Source organism: Advenella sp. EE-W14 (assembly GCF_012923605.1).
GTDB classification, from domain to species: Bacteria; Pseudomonadota; Gammaproteobacteria; order Burkholderiales; family Burkholderiaceae_B; genus Advenella; species Advenella alkanexedens.
The window spans coordinates 1-17,690 of sequence record NZ_JAAVNG010000004.1 but is presented as its reverse complement, the minus strand read 5'-3'; the positions used below and the strand labels follow the sequence as shown (position 1 = coordinate 17,690).

The 17,690-nt window shown below is 49.4% G+C and carries 19 protein-coding genes and 1 pseudogene; 11 read left to right on the top strand and 9 right to left on the bottom strand.

The features are described from left to right. A partial coding sequence (locus HCX92_RS01010) for an RNase A-like domain-containing protein (RefSeq protein ID WP_248289966.1) occupies positions 1-597 on the top strand: 597 nt, incomplete at its 5' end. 6 nt (positions 598-603) lie between these two features. Beyond that, on the top strand, positions 604-903 hold the full coding sequence (locus HCX92_RS01005; RefSeq protein ID WP_169293060.1) for a contact-dependent growth inhibition system immunity protein: 300 nt from the start codon (positions 604-606) through the stop codon (positions 901-903). Positions 904-1,207: 304 nt separating this feature from the next. Here HCX92_RS01005 and HCX92_RS01000 read toward each other — a convergent pair whose 3' ends face one another. After that, positions 1,208-1,627, bottom strand: a complete 420-nt coding sequence (locus HCX92_RS01000) for a hypothetical protein (protein ID WP_169293059.1) — start codon at positions 1,625-1,627, stop codon at positions 1,208-1,210. 238 nt (positions 1,628-1,865) lie between these two features. Between HCX92_RS01000 and HCX92_RS00995 the strand changes: the two genes are divergently transcribed. The 3 genes from HCX92_RS00995 to HCX92_RS00985 are packed head-to-tail and all read left to right on the top strand — an operon-like array spanning position 1,866 to position 4,551. Then, complete coding sequence (locus HCX92_RS00995; protein ID WP_371808378.1) at positions 1,866-3,596, top strand: ribonucleoside triphosphate reductase; 1,731 nt, start codon at positions 1,866-1,868, stop codon at positions 3,594-3,596. A 56-nt stretch (positions 3,597-3,652) separates the two neighbouring features. Beyond that, positions 3,653-3,832 (top strand): anaerobic ribonucleoside-triphosphate reductase, encoded by a 180-nt coding sequence (nrdD, locus tag HCX92_RS00990; RefSeq protein ID WP_169293057.1) that lies wholly within the window; start codon positions 3,653-3,655, stop codon positions 3,830-3,832. Positions 3,833-3,873: 41 nt separating this feature from the next. Continuing rightward, positions 3,874-4,551 (top strand): anaerobic ribonucleoside-triphosphate reductase activating protein, encoded by a 678-nt coding sequence (locus HCX92_RS00985; RefSeq protein WP_169293186.1) that lies wholly within the window; start codon positions 3,874-3,876, stop codon positions 4,549-4,551. Here the strand turns inward: HCX92_RS00985 and HCX92_RS00980 are convergent. The 3 genes from HCX92_RS00980 to HCX92_RS00970 form a co-directional block, all read right to left on the bottom strand. Further along, positions 4,529-5,038 carry an SCP2 domain-containing protein gene (locus HCX92_RS00980; RefSeq protein ID WP_169293056.1) on the bottom strand — a complete coding sequence of 170 codons (510 nt, stop codon included), beginning with the start codon at positions 5,036-5,038 and terminating at the stop codon, positions 4,529-4,531. The two genes, HCX92_RS00985 and HCX92_RS00980, sit on opposite strands and share 23 nt — an antisense overlap. Positions 5,039-5,164: 126 nt before the next feature. Next, a complete protein-coding gene (locus HCX92_RS00975; RefSeq protein WP_169293055.1) occupies positions 5,165-6,052 on the bottom strand; it encodes a U32 family peptidase in 888 nt (295 codons plus the stop codon). 36 nt (positions 6,053-6,088) lie between these two features. After that, a complete protein-coding gene (locus HCX92_RS00970; protein WP_169293185.1) occupies positions 6,089-7,129 on the bottom strand; it encodes a peptidase U32 family protein in 1,041 nt (346 codons plus the stop codon). Between the two features lie 231 nt (positions 7,130-7,360). Here HCX92_RS00970 and HCX92_RS00965 point away from each other — a divergent pair, with 231 nt between their 5' ends. Together HCX92_RS00965 and HCX92_RS00960 are read left to right on the top strand one after the other, a co-directional pair. Further along, the gene (locus tag HCX92_RS00965; RefSeq protein WP_169293054.1) at positions 7,361-7,588 is read left to right on the top strand and encodes a DUF2249 domain-containing protein; all 228 of its coding nucleotides are present in this window, start codon (positions 7,361-7,363) and stop codon (positions 7,586-7,588) included. After that, a complete protein-coding gene (locus tag HCX92_RS00960; RefSeq protein ID WP_169293053.1) occupies positions 7,588-8,892 on the top strand; it encodes a hypothetical protein in 1,305 nt (434 codons plus the stop codon). The genes HCX92_RS00965 and HCX92_RS00960 overlap by 1 nt, the downstream gene beginning before the upstream one ends. Here HCX92_RS00960 and HCX92_RS00955 read toward each other — a convergent pair. Next, positions 8,889-9,563: a Crp/Fnr family transcriptional regulator gene (locus HCX92_RS00955; RefSeq protein WP_169293052.1), complete on the bottom strand. Its 675-nt coding sequence runs from the start codon at positions 9,561-9,563 to the stop codon at positions 8,889-8,891. The genes HCX92_RS00960 and HCX92_RS00955 overlap by 4 nt on opposite strands. Before the next feature lie 170 nt (positions 9,564-9,733). Here HCX92_RS00955 and HCX92_RS00950 point away from each other — a divergent pair, with 170 nt between their 5' ends. After that, positions 9,734-11,335, top strand: a complete 1,602-nt coding sequence (locus HCX92_RS00950; protein WP_169293051.1) for a peptide chain release factor 3 — start codon at positions 9,734-9,736, stop codon at positions 11,333-11,335. Positions 11,336-11,381: 46 nt separating this feature from the next. Beyond that, entirely contained in the window at positions 11,382-11,936 is a 555-nt protein-coding gene (locus tag HCX92_RS00945) for a hypothetical protein (RefSeq protein ID WP_169293050.1), read from the top strand. A 105-nt stretch (positions 11,937-12,041) separates the two neighbouring features. On the opposite strand, the gene bfr is transcribed toward HCX92_RS00945, so the two are convergent. From bfr to rpoN, 3 genes and pseudogenes are all read right to left on the bottom strand, one after another. After that, complete coding sequence (gene bfr, locus HCX92_RS00940; protein WP_169293049.1) at positions 12,042-12,515, bottom strand: bacterioferritin; 474 nt, start codon at positions 12,513-12,515, stop codon at positions 12,042-12,044. A 230-nt stretch (positions 12,516-12,745) separates the two neighbouring features. Continuing rightward, positions 12,746-12,937, bottom strand: a pseudogene (locus HCX92_RS00935) ((2Fe-2S)-binding protein); the annotation flags it as partial. Positions 12,938-13,005: 68 nt separating this feature from the next. Further along, positions 13,006-14,397, bottom strand: a complete 1,392-nt coding sequence (gene rpoN / locus HCX92_RS00930) for an RNA polymerase factor sigma-54 (RefSeq protein WP_169293048.1) — start codon at positions 14,395-14,397, stop codon at positions 13,006-13,008. A 14-nt stretch (positions 14,398-14,411) separates the two neighbouring features. Here rpoN and HCX92_RS00925 point away from each other — a divergent pair, with 14 nt between their 5' ends. Both HCX92_RS00925 and leuA read left to right on the top strand, forming a co-directional pair. Next, on the top strand, positions 14,412-14,975 hold the full coding sequence (locus HCX92_RS00925) for a hypothetical protein (RefSeq protein ID WP_169293047.1): 564 nt from the start codon (positions 14,412-14,414) through the stop codon (positions 14,973-14,975). A 274-nt stretch (positions 14,976-15,249) separates the two neighbouring features. Beyond that, positions 15,250-16,962, top strand: a complete 1,713-nt coding sequence (leuA, locus tag HCX92_RS00920; RefSeq protein WP_169293183.1) for a 2-isopropylmalate synthase — start codon at positions 15,250-15,252, stop codon at positions 16,960-16,962. Positions 16,963-17,179: 217 nt separating this feature from the next. On the opposite strand, the gene HCX92_RS00915 is transcribed toward leuA, so the two are convergent. Beyond that, the gene (locus tag HCX92_RS00915; protein WP_169293046.1) at positions 17,180-17,551 is read right to left on the bottom strand and encodes a DUF1840 domain-containing protein; all 372 of its coding nucleotides are present in this window, start codon (positions 17,549-17,551) and stop codon (positions 17,180-17,182) included. Positions 17,552-17,690: the final 139 nt, after the last annotated feature.

Genomic DNA, 17,690 nt, shown 5'->3' with positions numbered 1-17,690 from the left:
GATGTTTTCAGTTCGTCTTTGAATCAAGTGTTTACGGGTCGAGTTACTAATACACATACTCATAAAGTAACCGCTTCATTAGCTGAACAATTAGGTGCTGACAAAGAAACTGCTAATAACATTGGGCTAGGGGTTGATCTTTTGGTTCCAATGGGATTTGCCTCTGTTTTTGGGGCTGCAAGAATTGCATCAATCCAGTCAGGAAAAATAAGACTTATTCAACATGAGGCAATTGCCGGGTCTAGGGTAGGGGGGCATACTCTTGATAAACATGTAGGCAAGTCTAAAGAAGAATTATTGAGACGTTTAGCTGATTTTCCACGGCTTTCTGCGGCTGGTTCTTTTTACAATCTGAGAGTGGCAGAACAAGCAATTTCAGAGGCGTTAAAAACTAATCAAATTTATATTAAGCACTGGGCTAGCAGTCGATTTACAGCAAAACTAGAGTTTGATTGGGTGGTTTCATATAGAGTTGGGGTCTACATTAAAAGAGGGGCAACAGAGTTAGTTTCAACCTCAAAATTTAGAGTAGTGCTTAAAGCAGAAAAATACAACGATATGGACTATTATGTATTGACCGCATTTCCAAGATGGTAGGTTATTATGAGCGAGTATGGAGTACTAAAATATTTGATGGGGGCGTATTTTCATCAAGATTACGAGGTTGTATCCGGGTCAGTTTGTTTTGATGCGACAATAGAAGATTTTGTTTTAAGTGAAAACATTGGTATTGTACGGAAATTGTTGGATGATTTATCACAATTCGAAGCCGATTTTTCCTCTGACCTGGATAATGCTTTTGAAGAACAGTTTTCCCCAGATGTTATTGTTGAACCTGTAAGTGAGTTCTTTGATTTGGTTAGGAAAATAATTAAAAAGCACCATCCGGATTTGGTTGAATAATATTTCTGGATATCCTCGTCCTCGTTCCCACGTCCCGCGTCACTGCCATTAAGTTAAGCATTTTTTGAGATAATAAGCGGATTTGATTAACAGTTGAACATGGCTAAAAAAGCAGGCAATTGAAATTACCCAAGAGCGGCTTGAAGCGAATTCTTGATTTTTACCGGGATATCTGAATGAACGGAACTGACTTTGGCCTGGTTGGGCGTACACGCCTGTAAGGCCAGCAAGCTGATAAACAGTAATAAAAATCGCATTATGGCTTCGTGCCCCCGTTGATTGATGGACCTTTTTTATATTCAAGTTATTTTTTCAACCGTGTATAGGCGTTGAAAATAGCAGACTGCACAGATGGTTTCAAGACAATATCATAGCAATAATAGACAGGCAAGGCTTTTGCCTGCTGTGGATTGAGCTCATCTCTTATCATATACATATCATTGTTAGGGATTTCTTTTTTCACCGCCTCAAAAACCGGTAAAACCATTTCAAAATCATATTTATTTGAAGATTGAATGATAGCTTCCGCCCAACGATATCCTTGGTCTTTAAGGATAGGGTCTTCTTGCTCAGTTAAACAACTGGCAACAGCATAGCCTTGTATTGTATGCAGTGTTTTGTTTGTTAACAATTGCTCTTGTGCATAAGTCAACTTCGAAATCACAAAAGAGGCACTTATCAATAAAAACACTTGAAAAAAAACCATATGATTTTTGTGTTTCATGCTAACTCCCTGTCGCACGGGTTGATACACGGCCTTCCTTTGACTATAAAAACAATGCTTTAGTCTAAATTGATAAGATGACATTTCTTTTACAAACCTGTTTATTCAGAACACGCTGCTAAATAAATATAATCAGAATCCGGCAGAAGATTAATCCAGATCAAGCTATCCGCTTTTATTGCAAACCCACCCTTGAAACAACTATATCTTGTGTTTAATATCCATACAAACACCATATATAGTTTTCAAGGATAAACGCATGTCACAGGAAAGCCTGATCAATGCCCAAACCAGCATTGATGAATATCTCAGCCAAGCGGACTGGCGTGTTAACGCCAATGCCAACCAGGGTTACTCGCTGGGCGGCCTGATTCTGAACATTTCGGGCAAAATGATTGCCACCTACTGGCTTAACCACATTTATCCACCCGAAGTCGGCCAGGCCCACCGTGATGCTGACTTGCACATCCATGACCTGGACATGCTTTCAGGCTACTGCGCTGGCTGGTCCCTGCGTACCCTGCTGAACGAAGGCCTGAATGGTGTTCCCGGCAAAGTGGAATCTTCTCCGCCCAAGCACATGTCCAGCGCGATCGGGCAAATCGTGAACTTCCTGGGCACCCTGCAAAACGAATGGGCCGGTGCCCAGGCCTTCAGTTCTTTCGACACCTACATGGCACCCTATGTCCGGGTCGACAAACTTGACTACCCCACCGTCAGGCAATACATGCAGGAACTCATCTATAACCTGAACGTGCCTTCACGCTGGGGCACACAAACCCCTTTCACCAACCTGACTTTTGACTGGGTCTGCCCCGAAGACCTGCGTGAACAAACGCCCCTTATCGCTGGCAAGGAAATGCCGTTTTACTATGGTGACCTGCAGGAAGAAATGGACATGATTAACCGCGCCTATATTGAAATCATGATGCAGGGCGATGAGAAAGGCCGCGTGTTCACCTTCCCGATTCCCACCTATAACATTACCGAAGACTTCGACTGGCACAGCCCCAACGCTGAACTGATGTTTGAAATGACCGCCAAATACGGCCTGCCCTATTTCCAGAACTTCATTAATTCCGAGCTCAAGCCCAATATGATCCGCTCCATGTGCTGTCGCCTGCAGCTGGACCTGCGCGAACTGCTCAAGCGGGGCAATGGCCTGTTCGGCTCGGCAGAACAAACCGGTTCCCTGGGTGTGGTTACCATTAACTGCGCCCGCCTTGGCTACCAATATGCCGGCAATGAAGCCGCCCTGTTTAAGCGGCTGGACGAACTAATGGAACTGGGCAAAACCAGCCTGGAACTGAAGCGCACGGAAATCCAGACACACATGGATAACGGTCTGTTCCCCTACACCAAGCGTTACCTGGGTACTTTGCGCAACCACTTTTCAACCCTGGGGGTGAATGGCATTAATGAAATGATCCGCAACTTCACCCATGACGAACATGATATTACGTCTGAATGGGGGCATGACTTCGCCATCCGCCTGCTGGATCATATCCGCGCCAAAATGCTGGTCTTTCAGGAAGAAACCGGCCACATGTACAACCTTGAGGCAACCCCTGCCGAAGGCACCACCTACCGTTTTGCCAAAGAAGACCGCAAACGCTTCCCCGACATTCTGCAGGCCGGCACCCAGGACATGCCCTACTACACCAACTCTTCCCAGCTGCCGGTGGGTTTCACCGACGACCCCTTCGAGGCACTGGAAAGGCAAGACGAGCTGCAACGCAAATACACCGGCGGCACCGTGCTGCACCTGTACATGACTGATCCGTTGTCAACTGCAGATGCCTGCCGCAACCTGGTCAAGCGTGCCTTAAGCCGCTTTCATTTGCCTTACATCACCGTGACGCCCACGTTTTCCATTTGTCCCAAGCACGGCTACCTGGGCGGAAGCCATAAATTCTGCCCGAAATGCGACGATGAACTGATTCAGAAAAAACTGAAAGAAGCCGCATAGATCCATTTAACCCAAACCAGCCCAATCCAAACAAATTTAATCTTAAAGGAATAGAAATGAAAAATACCCTCATGAACAAACCTGCAAATATCACACTGAGCGACGACGAGCGCCAGCCATGCGAAATCTGGACCCGGGTCATGGGCTACCACCGCCCGGTTTCTTCATTCAATATTGGCAAAAAAGGCGAATTTCATGAAAGAAAATACTTCAGCGAAAAAGAGGCCCGCCTTTGATTCCTGACGCAGCACCCGTTTCTTCACTCAGGGTTGGGGGCATGACCCCCTTCAGCACCTCGGACTACCCCGGCCAGATGGCCGCCGTGCTTTTTGTGCAAGGCTGCCCCTGGCGCTGTGGCTACTGCCATAACCCGCATTTGCAGGAACGGGGAACCGACAATCCTCTGGATTGGGGCGACATCATGAAGTTTCTGAAACGGCGGGCCGGCCTGATTGATGCGGTGGTATTCAGTGGTGGCGAACCCACCATAGACCCTGCCCTGGAAGAAGCCATGCAGCAAGTAAAAGCACTGGGTTATAAAATCGGCCTGCACTGCGCCGGCATTTACCCAAGACGACTTAAAGAAGTGCTGCCACTGGTGGACTGGGTGGGTCTGGATATCAAGGCCACATTCAACAAATACGCCCATATCACGCAATTTGCCGGCAGTGGTGACCAGGCCCTGGCCTGTTTACAGGCAGTGCTGGCCAGCGGGGTCGACTACGAACTGCGCACCACCCTGCACCCCCTGCTGCTACCCGAAGAAGACTTATTGGAACTGGCCAGAAGCCTGGCCAAAATGAAGGTGAATAATTATGTCTGGCAACTGTTTCGTGACCAGGGTTGCAACGATGCCGTCCTGAACAATGCCAGTCTGGCAGGATACCCGTCTGAATCACTGGTTGAGCAGGTATCGGCCATGTTTACGCGCTTTACGTTAAAGAAGAATGCCTAGCATCATTATCATTGGCAGGCTTGACCAGCCGACCAATGATTTGCATGCCGGGCAGTTTTTTTAATACCTGCTCGGGCGACAGCACCGATAAATCAATGCCATCCAGCGTGTTTTTAATCATCAGGCCCAGCTCGGTATCGCCTTCTATCATCATGCGACGGCTGAAAAAAAGAGTATCAGGATCTTCCTTGCGCTGTATCATCTGCCAATAATCATATAAGCTTGAAGAAATGATCAGGTCGGGCTCATCAGGATGCCTGCCACAGGCCACAAACGCACGGTTGCGCCAGCTATAGTCAAAAGCAATGCCGGCATCTTTTACCACCAGGCGCAGTTTTTTCTCTTCAAGACGGGCCAGTACATCTTCAGGCAAATGCTTTTTCAATAACAGGTTAAGCCCGTTGACAAAGAAAAACGTGCCGGGATAAGACGGCAGTTTTGAAAAAACCGTTTTTACAAACGGTGGAAGCAAAAAAGGTTTGTCCATAGCGTACTTCTCCTGTGTTCAGCGTTCAGGCGCCTGAAATTTTCTCGTTCCCACGCGCTTGCGTGGGAATGCATATGGTGGTGTATGTTCCCACGCAGGAGCGTGGGAACAAGGGTCAATAATGGCTTACGCCGCCACCTGTTCAAGCCCCGGCTTGCCATGCCAGTAGCCATTGCAGCCTTTTTCAGGCATTAAAGGTTCAATTTGTGCCATGGCATCGGCCACACTCATGCGGTGATTAATAACGGCATCATACAGCTCAACAATTCTGTCGGTATCGCGCCATTGCGGGCTGATCCGGACAATATCCACGCCCGTTTCACGCATGCTGTCAATGTCCGCCAACAGGTTATACACCAGCGCCGACTGGGTTTGTATGCCGTTAAGCACCAGGAAAGGCTGGCTTTCACGGGTTTTCATCATGAGGCCATCGGGGTGTTCCATACACACGTACTGGCAATTGTCTTTGGGCAGATTGCGGTTGCGGGCGGTAAAACAGCGGGCTGAAAAGGCCAGTGGCAAACGGCCGTAGGCAAACACTTCGGTTTCTACCGGAAACTGTTTTTCGGCCAGAATGCTGGCCAGGCCGGCCTGCCCCATTTCCAGCGGCATCACCCAGCGCCTGGCCCCCTGTTTGACCAGCAACTCAAGGGATGGCGTACTGAACAGATTTAAAAAAGGACCCGCCACAAAACCTTGCCCTTGCAGGCAATGCACTGCGCCCATGTCATTGGCTTCCACCATGAACATGTCATTGGTGGCAATTTTTCTTAGGGTTTTAAGGTCGCTTTCGCCTTCCAGCAAGGTTTGCGTGGACAAAACCACTTCTTTTCCACACGCTTTCAGGTCTTTCGCAATATCCAGCCAGTCGGGCAGGCGCAGTTCATGGCGGCGCGAACAGACCGTTTCCCCAAGATACACGATTTGTGCGGCGCTTTCGGCCATTTTTCCGTAAAAAGACACGACTTCATTGCGTGACCAGTAATACTGTATGGGTCCCAGTGCGATTTTCACAAGAATACCTTTATGCAAATATATTTGATAATTGAACTATTTCCAGGGACGACTATAGGCACCCAAGGTATGCTGCTGCCCTTCAGCCACTTTATTCAGGCTGGCCATCCATTCGGGCCTGACTGAATAGCGTTGCGCCTGGGACAGGCAGTTGTCAATTGCCTGGCGCCATACCTTGGTGACCTGGCCCACATAGGCCGGACTGCGCTGGCGACCTTCAATTTTGATGCCACGCACGCCCAGCTGCACCAGTCGGGGCAAAATTTCCAGCGTATTCAGGCTGGTGGGTTCTTCAATGGCATAATAATTTTCATCTTCAACATCAAACCGGCCTTTGCACAAGGTGGGGTAACCGGCATTTTCATTATCGCCATAGCGGTCAATCAGCACACCGTTAAGACGTGACTCAAGCCCCTTGGGGGTTTGTTGCCAGCGCACCGCCTTGGCCGGCGAACACACGCCATGCGTATTGGGTGATTCGCCCGTGACATAAGAAGAAAGGGCACAACGCCCTTCCACCATGACGCACAGGCTGCCAAAACCGAAGACTTCTATTTCCACCGTGGTGCTTTCTGCCACCCTCTCTACCTGGGCCAGCGAAAGCACCCGTGGCAAAATAACCCGCGTAATGCCAAACTGCTGCTGGTAATAAGCAATCGCCTCGTAATTGGTGGCCGAGCCCTGTACCGACAAATGCCGGTGCAGATCAGGATATTTATCAGCCGCGTAAGCCATTAAACCCAGATCGCCCATAATAAGGGCATCTGCCCCCATGCCGGCAGCATGGTCGATGGCTTGTGTCCATAAGCCGGCGCTGCCGGGCTGGGGATACGTATTAAGGGCGACAAACACCCGGCAACCGCGTGCATGAGCGTAGCTGATCCCTTCGCGTATGGCGGCATCATCAAAATTAAGCCCGGCAAAATTGCGGGCATTGGTGGCATCCCGGAACCCCAGATAGACACAGTCTGCACCGTTATCCACGGCATTTTTCAGGGCGGGCAGGCTGCCGGCCGGACACACCAACTCTATGACAGGCTGCGCGGATTCTGGCTGACCATGACCGTTAATTGACATAAAACTTGACATATTGGTTTAATCTTGAATTTTATTGAGGTTTGAAATCAAGCAAAGAATAATGGTTGAATATAACAACCACGATCCTTGCATAACCTTGAGCAAAATCAAGAAAAAGCAAGGCATCAATATTAATTTGATAATATATTGATATGTATCTACATAATGCCTGTCAGCACGGTTAACGCTTTCCCCGACAGGCTCACCAACCGCCCTTTTTACGGATTAAACATGAATAATGATATTCAGCTGGACGTACGTGGTTTACCCCCTCCTGAACCCATGGAACGGGTCCTGGAATTATTACCCCAAATCAATAATGGTGAAAAACGCCTGTGCATCCTGATAGACCGTGAACCCATTCCCCTGTTTCGCATTCTTGAAAGCGAGCAATTCGAATACAGCATCCGCAAGCAGCCTGATTACTCTTATGAAGTAATCATCTGGAAAAAGGCCTAATGCAACGTGCCTTAACGTTCGAGCGCATGCCAGGTCTGATGGCGCCCATGCGTTTTTTTCTGGCTGCCCCGCTGTTTGCCATGCTGGCGGCCCTGGTATTGCTGTTTTCCGGCCCCGATGCCTGGTCAAGTCGCTGGTCACCGGTCATGTTAAGTGTTACCCATCTTTTCACGCTGGGCATTCTGACCATGAGCATGGCTGGCTCATTAATCCAGCTCTTGCCGGTGGCCTTCCGCATCCAGATTCCATGGCCAGATCTACTGGGTCTGATTGTCTTCCTGCTGCTGGGAACCGGAACTTTAATCCTGGCAGGTGCCTTCCTTACCCTTTCCAACCCGCTTTTCATCATGGCGGCCACCCTGCTGGGAAGTGGTCTGGCCATTTTCATTTTTACACTTAATCTTGGGTTCTGGCTGTCACGCAAACAGCAGGCGGAAAAAGCCAGGGCGTCCATTCTGGCAATACGTTATAGCGTCGCCAGCCTGACCATCACGGTTATGCTTGGTTTCACCCTGGTCTATGCCTTTATCCACCCCTTGAACCTGTCTTTGGTGGCCCTGACCAACCTGCATGCCTTGTGGGGCCTGGCCGGCTGGGTCGCCATTTTGCTGATGGGCATCAGCTTTCAGGTCATACCCCTGTTTCAGGTCACGGAAATTTATCCCGCCCGCATGACGCAACGCCTGTTGCCGGTGCTTTTTGTCGTGTTGCTGCTCTGGACTGTTTTTTCTGAGTGGTTTGGCCTGCATGCGGATATGCTTCAAACCATACTGGTTTTTATGCTGGCCCTGCTGGCCATTATTTTCACCATCCAGACCGGCATTTTACTTAAAGGCCGCAAACGGCCCGAACCCGATGTCACCACCCTGTTCTGGCGGCTGTCACTGGCCAGCCTGTTTGGCAGCTGCATCCTGTTAGCGCTACTGCAACAGTTTAGCCTGCCGCAACTGGAGCTGTCACTGGGCATATTATTTATTCTGGGCTGCGCCTATTCCGCCATTAATGGCATGTTATACAAAATTGTGCCCTTCCTGGTCCTGTTGCACAGCCAGGAAATCGTCCCGTTCCGTTCGGGCGCCGTGCCCAAAATAAAAGATATTTTGCCCGAAGCCAGGGCCATGCGCCAGTTTTGGGTGCAGTTGTTGACCGTGCCGGCCATGCTCGCCGCAGCCTGGCAAATACCCGGCTTTGTCACCCTGGCGGCATTGTTACTGCTGATCTCGGCAGGCATGCTGTTTTTCAATTTGCTGGGGGCCGTCAGCATCTACCGCCGGCTTGCCAAACAATATAAAAAAACCGCTTAAAAATCAATAAGCCCCTGCATGTCCAGAATGGTAATTTCCTTTCCTTTTACCTTGATCAGGCCATGCGTGCTTAAATCGAGCAAAATACGCGAAAAGTGTTCCGGGGTAATGTTAAGGCGCGAAGCAATAATAGCTTTGCTGGTGCTTAATGTAATGGTTTCCCCGTTTTCACAATGATCGTGCTTAAGCAAATAACCAATCACCCGCTGTGCGCCTGAACGCAGGGAATAGGACTCGACGTCTTCCATCAGGCCATATAAGCGCTGGCTCAGCCCCTTGAGCATATTGAAGGTGAGATTCTGGCTTTTGGCCAATTCGGCATTAATCACATTGCGACTGACATGCAGCACCAGGCAATCCTCCAGCGCCTGTGCCGTCACGATATAGTTCTTGCCCATAAACATGAGCGCCTCACCAAAGCTGTCACCGGCACGAATGATCTTGACCACCTTTTCATTGCCGGGTGATGAAACCACTGACAGTTTGATCTGGCCATAGATAAGCACATGCAGGCCCAGACAAGGCTCACCACGCTGAAACACAATTTCGCCGCGCCTGACCTGCATTTCGGTGGTTCCCAACGCGATGGCATCCAGCTCGGCCGGTTCCAGTTCGCTAAATAGGGGAACATTGGAAAGAAAGTCCTGTATTTTAATTTTCCTGTTTGCCATAATGACTTAGCCTTTGCAACCCTTTTCTTTCACAAAAAATACCGATAAAGATTATAATAAACAACATTTTCTGGCATTCTACCAATGTTTTTTGCACGAATCCCCGAATCATCCATCAATCTGTTGCCTTATCATCCCATCCCGGGTGACTTATATACCGTTTTTAATTAATGTCACACTTATCAATCAAGCAGGAAGTGGCCCGCCGCCGCACCTTTGCCATTATTTCCCACCCCGATGCCGGTAAAACCACCCTTACCGAGAAACTGCTCCTGTTCGCAGGTGCAATTCAGATCGCCGGTAGCGTAAAAGCAAGAAAAGCAAGCCGCCACGCCTCTTCCGACTGGATGGAAATCGAAAAGCAACGGGGAATTTCAGTTGCGTCATCCGTCATGCAAATGGAATACAAGAATTGTGTCATCAATCTGCTGGATACCCCCGGACACCAGGACTTCTCTGAAGACACCTATCGGGTACTGACCGCAGTGGACGCTGCCATCATGGTGGTTGATGCCGCAAACGGGATTGAACCGCAAACCATTCGCCTGCTGCAGGTTTGCCGGGCGCGCAACACTCCCATTCTCACCTTCATCAACAAACTAGACCGCGAAGTCCGTGAACCCCTGGACCTGCTGGGTGAAATTGAATCCCATCTGGGTATGGACACCATCCCGTTTACCTGGCCGATTGGCATGGGCAAATCATTTGGTGGTGTTTATGACCTGCAGCTGGACCGTATGCGTCTGTTCCGTCCCGGCCAGGAAAAACGCGGCACCGATGAGTTTATCGAAGGCCTGGACAACCCACTGATCCAGGAAAAATTCGGCTCCGCCTTCGACAAGGCCCACGAAGAAATTTCCCTCATCAAGGAAGCCACCCCCGATTTTGACCACGACGCCTTTCTGGCTGGCAAACAAACACCGGTCTTTTTCGGCTCGGCCGTTAACAACTTTGGTGTGCAAGAGGTGCTTGACGCCCTCGTTAAATGGGCGCCCAAACCGGGTCCCCGCCAGGCGCTGGAACGCATCGTGCAACCCGATGAGCCCAAATTTTCCGGGGTCGTCTTCAAGGTACAGGCCAATATGGACCCGGCCCACCGCGACCGCGTGGCCTTTGTGCGGGTCAGTTCGGGCAAGTTTGAACGTGGCATGCGCCTGAAAGTCAGCCGTACCGGCAAGGAAATCCGTCCCAACAACGTGGTTTCTTTCCTGTCGCAACGCCGTGATCTGCTTGATGAGGCCTACGCAGGTGATGTCATTGGTATTCCCAACCACGGTGTCCTGCACCTGGGCGATGTCCTGACTGAAGGCGAAACCCTGCAATTTACCGGACTGCCGTTCTTTGCCCCCGAACTCTTCCAGGGCGTCGAAGTCAAGGACCCATTGCGTACCAAGCAGTTGCGTACCGGCCTCACCCAATTGGGAGAGGAAGGCGCCATTCAGGTATTTCGTCCGGAAGCCGCCGGTGGTGCCCTGTTGCTGGGTGCCGTTGGTCAATTACAATTTGAAGTGGTTGCTCACCGCCTGAAAACCGAATATGGGGTGGAAGCGCGTTTAATGCCATCTAGATATACCATGGCACGCTGGGTAACCAGTGACAATCCAAAAGCACTGCGCAAATTCATGGACAGCAATGCTGCCCATATCGCTTACGATGTGGTTGATGCGCTGGCTTTTCTGATTACTTCTCCTGCCCAGCTTCGTGTTGCCCAGGAACTGAATCCTGAAATTAATTTTCACGCAATGCGTGAACATGCCGGTCAGGTGTTCTAGGAAAACAGCTAAAATGAACCACTCATCAATAAAGGGTAATTTATTAATGTCTTGGCGTTTTTTATTCATTTCTTTACTGATATTTGCCGGGCTGGCCACATGGGGCGGAATCCAGGCTGGCGAATGGCTTATTGCACATACGCCCACCACTGCCAATATACCCAACGTTAGCGAGTTTGATCCGCCGCCACAGGTTGACCAGTTCGGACGTCCCGTACTGCGTCAGCCCCAACAACCCCTTATGAGTGGTGCCCAAGGTGTTCCTGAAAAACCCACTGCCATAGATTGGGCAATAGATCCTTCACAAAAATCGGATATCCTGACGGCATCCAGCAGCCAGTACAATCCAAACGTGACGATTGGTACGGCAAGCGGTAGTATTAACGCTGCCCCCATACAGGCCACGCCCATTACCCGTCCTGCAACGATACCGGGTACATCGGGTGGCGGTTATGCCTGGGAGCCCGCCTTTCATCGTGCCGTCGCCCACTGCCGCACCCTGGGCTTTTTTGAACGCCCCACCTGCCTTGGCAAGGTTCGTGAACAATACTGTGGCGCCTACAATGCCTGGGGAAAAGTTAAGGACTGCCCCGAGCGTTAAGATAAAAAAATGGCCTGAAAACACTTTCCAGGCCATTTTTTTTGTTACTTAACTTAAACCAATTGCCTGCTTTCAGGCATATTCAATTGACCTTGCCAAGGCGGGTTATTCTTCACCCATCTGGCTTTGCAGGTAATTTTGCAGACCTACTTTGTCCACCAGTTCAATTTGGGTTTCCAACCAGTCGATATGTTCTTCGGTATCATCAAGAATGCGGCGGAACAAATCACGAGAAACGTAGTCGCGCACTTTTTCGCAATGGGCAATCGCTTCGGTAAGCGTTCCATGAGCACTTACCTCAAGGTGCAAATCACAAGCCAGGATTTCGGGCACATCCTCACCAATGCGCAACTTATGCAAATCTTGCAGGTTGGGTAATCCCTCCAGCAAAAAAATACGTTCTATCAGGGCATCGGCATGCTTCATCTCTTCGATGGACTCTTCATATTCATGCTTGCCCAACACATTAAAGCCCCAGTTTTTCAACATGCGGGCATGCAGGAAATACTGATTAATCGCCGTTAACTCATTGGTCAATTGCTTGTTCAGGTATTTAAGAACCTCTTTATCGCCTTTCATAACCCTTCCTTTTTCAAGTTTGCTCAATGGGATTCCGGTATGCAAAAACAACACCGCCCCCAGGCTTCCATTATATATTGGAAGCGGTTACGAAACAGATTTACCAAAATGAATACGACATAAGCTTCCTTTTCCTGAGCAAAAGGAAGCTTATGCGAAAACACCGGATTTTTCCAATACGTTGCCTACCAGAGTGCCGTGGACACAAGTGCCTTGCGGCTGCGTGACTCGCTCACATACTCTTGATTTGCTGCATTAGAGGCTGAATCTTTCGGAAGATATTCGCTGGCAGTCTGGGCACAGCAACCACAGCACGATGCAACACCTAACTCGGTCTGTAAATCACCAAGGGTTGACGCTCCGTTATTGACTGCCTCAATAACGGTTTTTTCTGTGATGGCATTACAAATACAAATATACATGCGAATCATTATCATCTATTTTTATTTTTTTCGCAATATTTTTTCCCTGTTTTTCTTAAAAAAAACAGTCAGCCTTTCAGAAGAGCCTGAGCTTTTCTTCTGGAAGCCGGTGCAATACCAATGGCTTCACGATATTTAGCCACTGTTCTGCGGGCGATTAACAAACCATCCGCCATCAACAAATCACACAACTTACTGTCGGACAAAGGTTTTTTGGCATCTTCAGCCTCGACCAGCGCCTTGATTTTCAACTGAATCGACTTGGCCGAGGTATGCTCACCAGACTCGGTGGCTACACCCGATCCAAAAAAATATTTCAGTTCAAATACCCCATGCGGAGTGGCGATGAATTTTTGCGTGGTGGCCCGGGATACGGTTGACTCATGAATCTCCAGCTCCTGTGCCACTTCTTTTAAGGTAAGAGGTTGTACGGCAGACACACCTTCTTCAAGAAAGGCTGTTTGATATTTCATGATGACTCGGGAAACATCCAGAATGGTGCTGAAACGGTGATTGACCTGTTTTAAAAAACCCTTTGCATGACTTAGCTGTTCACTCAGACTGCTTTCCTGCTTTTTACCCAGGGTCCTGATCATGCTTTCATATTCGGCATTAATCCGAACCTTTGGCAAAATCCCCTGATTAAGGGATAAAACCCATTCATGATTGATTTTTCTCACCAACACATCAGGTACCGCATAATCGGCTGCAGGCGTGCTCCAGGCTTTACCTGGCCGTGGATCAAGCCCCTGAATCAAACCATGGGCCTGGCGAATCAGGGTAATATCGGCACCGGTGACCGCTTGCAAGGCAGCCATATCGGCCGCTGCCAGCGCATCCAGGGCATTGGCGCAAATTTTTTTGGCGCAGGCCAATACTTTGCCATCAGGTTCAGGACTTAACTCACGAGAAAGCTGCAATAACAGGCATTCTGACAGGCTGCGGGCCGCAATACCCGGAGGATCGAACGACTGCAACAAACGCAACGCCACCGTCAGCTCCTCTATGGTTACCTCATGCTCAGCCTCAAAAAATCCGGCCACCTCTTCCAGCGGTGTATGCAGATAGCCATTTTCGTCCAGTTCATCAATCAGGACATCAACCAGAAGCATATCACGCTCCATGGCATGGGTTGTCCCCAACTGACTGCGCAAATACGCTTCCAGGCTCACACTGGTTGCGGTTTCAGGATAGAAATCATCATCCTCGGAATTGGCAGCGGCAGGTTTACGCTGATCCCAATCCTGTTGTAAAACCTCAGCATAAGACAGCTCGGAATTTGGTGTTTCAGACGATATCTGGTTATCATCTACTAACTCCAGCATCGGATTGTCCTGAATGGCGCGCATCAGCTCAACCTGGAAATCCAGACCGGAAAACTGCAACAATCGCAATGACTGTTGCAACTGAGGGGTCATGACCAATTGCTGGCCCGTTTTTAACTCTAACGCCTGACGCATATTAAAAATTCTTTATGAAACAAAAAAAACCAGCGGCTTATAAAAATGATACCGCAGTACTCAGCAAAACCCTCCTGACGTTGGCAATGCCACAAATTATTTTACGTAGCACGGTCATTGCCTTTTCGGTACTTGTCTGGATTTTCCTTGCCCGCAAAATCATTGATTTTGGCAAAAAACAGGATTACGCCGGACTGGAAGCCTTCAGCGATCAACTGGTTACCTACCTGAACAGTATAAACAATTATATTTGGTGGGGCCTGGTTCTGCTAGGCAGCCTTATCCTTTATATAATCTTAAGCAGCTGGCTAAGTGGAAGCATCAGACGTGCCGGTGAACACTGTCCTCCCCCACGAAAAATCAACCCGCTTATCAATCAGCTTTCTCCGGAAGGCAAGGAAGTGCTGGCCTGGGCCTGGAGTGATCGCACAGAACCCATCAAATTCATCACTTTAAAAGAAACCCTCAGTGAATTACGTAGCGGACGTGTTTACAAACTGGCTCAAGTCAAAGAACAACAAATACTCCTGCAACACAATTTTATTCCTGAGCTTGGCCAAAACGAAAAAATCTCTTGACTTTACCCCCCTTTCATGCTCATAATAAAGTCATTATGAAAACGCAAACTTTCAATCCCTCTCAAATTACTACAAGTTGCAACGGCGGCTTGTTGGTTTGCGCACTCTCTTCTCTTCTACTACTAGCGCTCGGTTGCCGAGCCTAGAGCATTCGTGGCAGTTCGGCAGCCCTGTATTAGCCACCCGGATTTTTATTAAATTGTAATATCCCGGGCCAACAAACAGGCAAACGCCAGTTCCAGCACCGGGATTCATATCAAACAGGTGCATTATGATGCTTTCCAACCCAGCAAAAAAATACGTTCCCTTCAAACCGTTCGTCAAGGATTTTTCCGAACGTACATGGCCCAGCAAAACCATTACCGCTCCTCCAATCTGGATGAGCACCGACCTGCGTGATGGCAACCAGTCTCTTATCGAGCCCATGAGCGTTGAGCGTAAATTGCGCTTTTTCAAACAGTTGGTGGCCATTGGCTTCAAAGAAATTGAGGTTGGGTTTCCTTCCGCATCACAAACCGATTTCGACTTTGTGCGCACTCTGATTGAGAAAAACCTGATTCCCGATGACGTCACCATTATTGTCCTGACCCAGGCCCGTCAAGACCTGATCGAACGGACTGCCGAGGCAGCCGCTGGTGCAAAAACCGCCATGATTCACCTGTACAACGCCTGTGCGCCCGCTTTCCGCAAAATCGTTTTCAACATGAGCAAAGACGAAGTGAAAGAAGTGGCCATTCAGGGTACACGTTGGGTACAGGAAGCCATGGCTAAATATCCGCAAACCAAATGGCGCTATGAATACTCACCCGAAGTTTTCAGCACCACCGAACCCGAATTTGCCGTGGAAGTATGTAACGCAGTTTCAGCAGTATGGCAACCCACCCCTGAAGACAAAATTGTCTTCAACCTGCCTGCGACCATCGAATCCACCACCCCCAACATGTACGCCGACCAGATTGAATGGTTCTGCAAAAACGTCAACAACCGCGACAGCATTATCGTTAGCGTACACCCCCACAACGACCGCGGTACTGCCGTTGCCGCCGCTGAGTTGTCGGTCATGGCCGGTGCCGACCGTGTTGAAGGCTGTTTGTTTGGCAGCGGTGAGCGTACCGGTAACGTAGACTTGGTTACCTTGGCACTTAACCTGTACACCCAGGGTATCCATCCCGGCCTGGACTTTTCCGATATTGATGAAGTCCGCCGTACCGCCGAATACTGCAACCAATTGCCTGTCCATCCACGTCACCCCTATGCCGGTGACCTGGTCTTTACCGCCTTTTCAGGCTCTCACCAGGATGCCATCAAAAAAGGCTTTGCGCAGCAAGACCCTGACGGCATTTGGGAAGTACCTTACCTGCCTATTGACCCTGCCGACCTGGGCCGCAGTTACGATGCCGTGATCCGTGTCAACAGCCAGTCTGGTAAAGGTGGTGTGTCTTACCTGCTTGAACAGGAAAAGGGCTTGAACCTGCCCCGTCGCCTGCAAATTGAATTCAGCCGCGCCATCCAGCGCGTGACCGATGAAACGGGCACCGAAGTCAATGGCAATGCCGTTTACGAGATCTTCGAGAAAGAATACCTGGAACAGACTTCACCCTGGAAATTGCTCAAGCACCAGATCAACAGCCATCCGGAAGGCGCTGATGATGAAACGTTCAGCATCGAAGTGGAACTGGAAAACAACGGCACTGTCGTCAAGGCAAGTGGCAAGGGTGATGGTGCCATTTCTGCATTTATCAATGCCTTGAATCTGCCTATCCGCTTCATGGACTACCATGAACACGCCATTGGTTCTGGTGAGAAAACACTGGCCGCCTGCTATGTTGAACTGCGTCTGGGCGACTCTGCCACCGGTTTCGGGGTTGGTGTTCACAAAGACATCGTGACTGCTTCCTTCCAGGCCGTGTTAAGTGCCGTCAACCGTCATATTCAGCAAGGTGCCAACTGCGCCAAAGAAGAAAACGTTGAGGCTGCGACTGCCTGAAATTGATAAGCCCGTCTTGCCAGGCCCGTATTAAACATACGGGCAGGCAATTGTCCTGATTGATCCCATACACTGGGGGCAAACCAGCTTTTTGAACCAAACAGGCTCAAGACCAGACAAAACGGCAAACATTAAAAAACCCAAACCAACCGGATACCCCCGGTTGTTTGGGTTTTTTTTAATGGGTAAATGTTAACCGTTTAGCGAGATTAATCGTTTACCAGGCACTTCCCACTTCCCACACCACTTCCTTGCCTTGAGCCCTGGCGGCCCTTAGCATGTCCAGCAAAGGAAAAGTACGGCGACGCAAGGTCACCTTTTCCAGCACCGGGTGCGGCTTTTCTTCCGGATACTCGTCATCTTCTTCTTCCCTGTCTTTATCGGCATAAACCAGGTCAGGATTGGAATCGGGGTCTTCGGCCACGGCACGCAAAATGTTCTGAATGGCCTCATCCAGTTGCTCTACCGTAAACACGCCACTTTCAGGCAAGGTCTCATAATCACGCCCTGCAGCCTTCAGGACAGACAGGGCATGCTTGTCCAGCATCACAACATCAGCACTTGCATTTGAGCGGAAAGTAATCAGCATCGTCGGTTTCCCACAATAGATAAAGTAATACGTCCAGTTTACTACAAGAAGCATTTCAAGCCGATGATTTCATTTTTCGTTCAAAACGAGCACTCACGGTCATGAAAAGAATCACAACCCTGCTACTGCTGGCAATAGT

What these genes read in the sequence shown, in the direction of transcription:
- HCX92_RS01005 (WP_169293060.1), top strand. Translation starts at nt 604, where the DNA reads ATGAGCGAGTATGGAGTACTAAAATATTTGATGGGGGCGTATTTTCAT.
- HCX92_RS01000 (WP_169293059.1), bottom strand. Translation starts at nt 1,627, where the DNA reads ATGAAACACAAAAATCATATGGTTTTTTTTCAAGTGTTTTTATTGATA.
- nrdD (WP_169293057.1), top strand. Translation starts at nt 3,653, where the DNA reads ATGAAAAATACCCTCATGAACAAACCTGCAAATATCACACTGAGCGAC.
- HCX92_RS00985 (WP_169293186.1), top strand. Translation starts at nt 3,874, where the DNA reads ATGACCCCCTTCAGCACCTCGGACTACCCCGGCCAGATGGCCGCCGTG.
- HCX92_RS00980 (WP_169293056.1), bottom strand. Translation starts at nt 5,038, where the DNA reads ATGGACAAACCTTTTTTGCTTCCACCGTTTGTAAAAACGGTTTTTTCA.
- HCX92_RS00970 (WP_169293185.1), bottom strand. Translation starts at nt 7,129, where the DNA reads ATGTCAATTAACGGTCATGGTCAGCCAGAATCCGCGCAGCCTGTCATA.
- HCX92_RS00965 (WP_169293054.1), top strand. Translation starts at nt 7,361, where the DNA reads ATGAATAATGATATTCAGCTGGACGTACGTGGTTTACCCCCTCCTGAA.
- HCX92_RS00960 (WP_169293053.1), top strand. Translation starts at nt 7,588, where the DNA reads ATGCAACGTGCCTTAACGTTCGAGCGCATGCCAGGTCTGATGGCGCCC.
- HCX92_RS00955 (WP_169293052.1), bottom strand. Translation starts at nt 9,563, where the DNA reads ATGGCAAACAGGAAAATTAAAATACAGGACTTTCTTTCCAATGTTCCC.
- HCX92_RS00950 (WP_169293051.1), top strand. Translation starts at nt 9,734, where the DNA reads ATGTCACACTTATCAATCAAGCAGGAAGTGGCCCGCCGCCGCACCTTT.
- HCX92_RS00945 (WP_169293050.1), top strand. Translation starts at nt 11,382, where the DNA reads ATGTCTTGGCGTTTTTTATTCATTTCTTTACTGATATTTGCCGGGCTG.
- bfr (WP_169293049.1), bottom strand. Translation starts at nt 12,515, where the DNA reads ATGAAAGGCGATAAAGAGGTTCTTAAATACCTGAACAAGCAATTGACC.
- rpoN (WP_169293048.1), bottom strand. Translation starts at nt 14,397, where the DNA reads ATGCGTCAGGCGTTAGAGTTAAAAACGGGCCAGCAATTGGTCATGACC.
- HCX92_RS00925 (WP_169293047.1), top strand. Translation starts at nt 14,412, where the DNA reads ATGAAACAAAAAAAACCAGCGGCTTATAAAAATGATACCGCAGTACTC.
- leuA (WP_169293183.1), top strand. Translation starts at nt 15,250, where the DNA reads ATGCTTTCCAACCCAGCAAAAAAATACGTTCCCTTCAAACCGTTCGTC.
- HCX92_RS00915 (WP_169293046.1), bottom strand. Translation starts at nt 17,551, where the DNA reads ATGCTGATTACTTTCCGCTCAAATGCAAGTGCTGATGTTGTGATGCTG.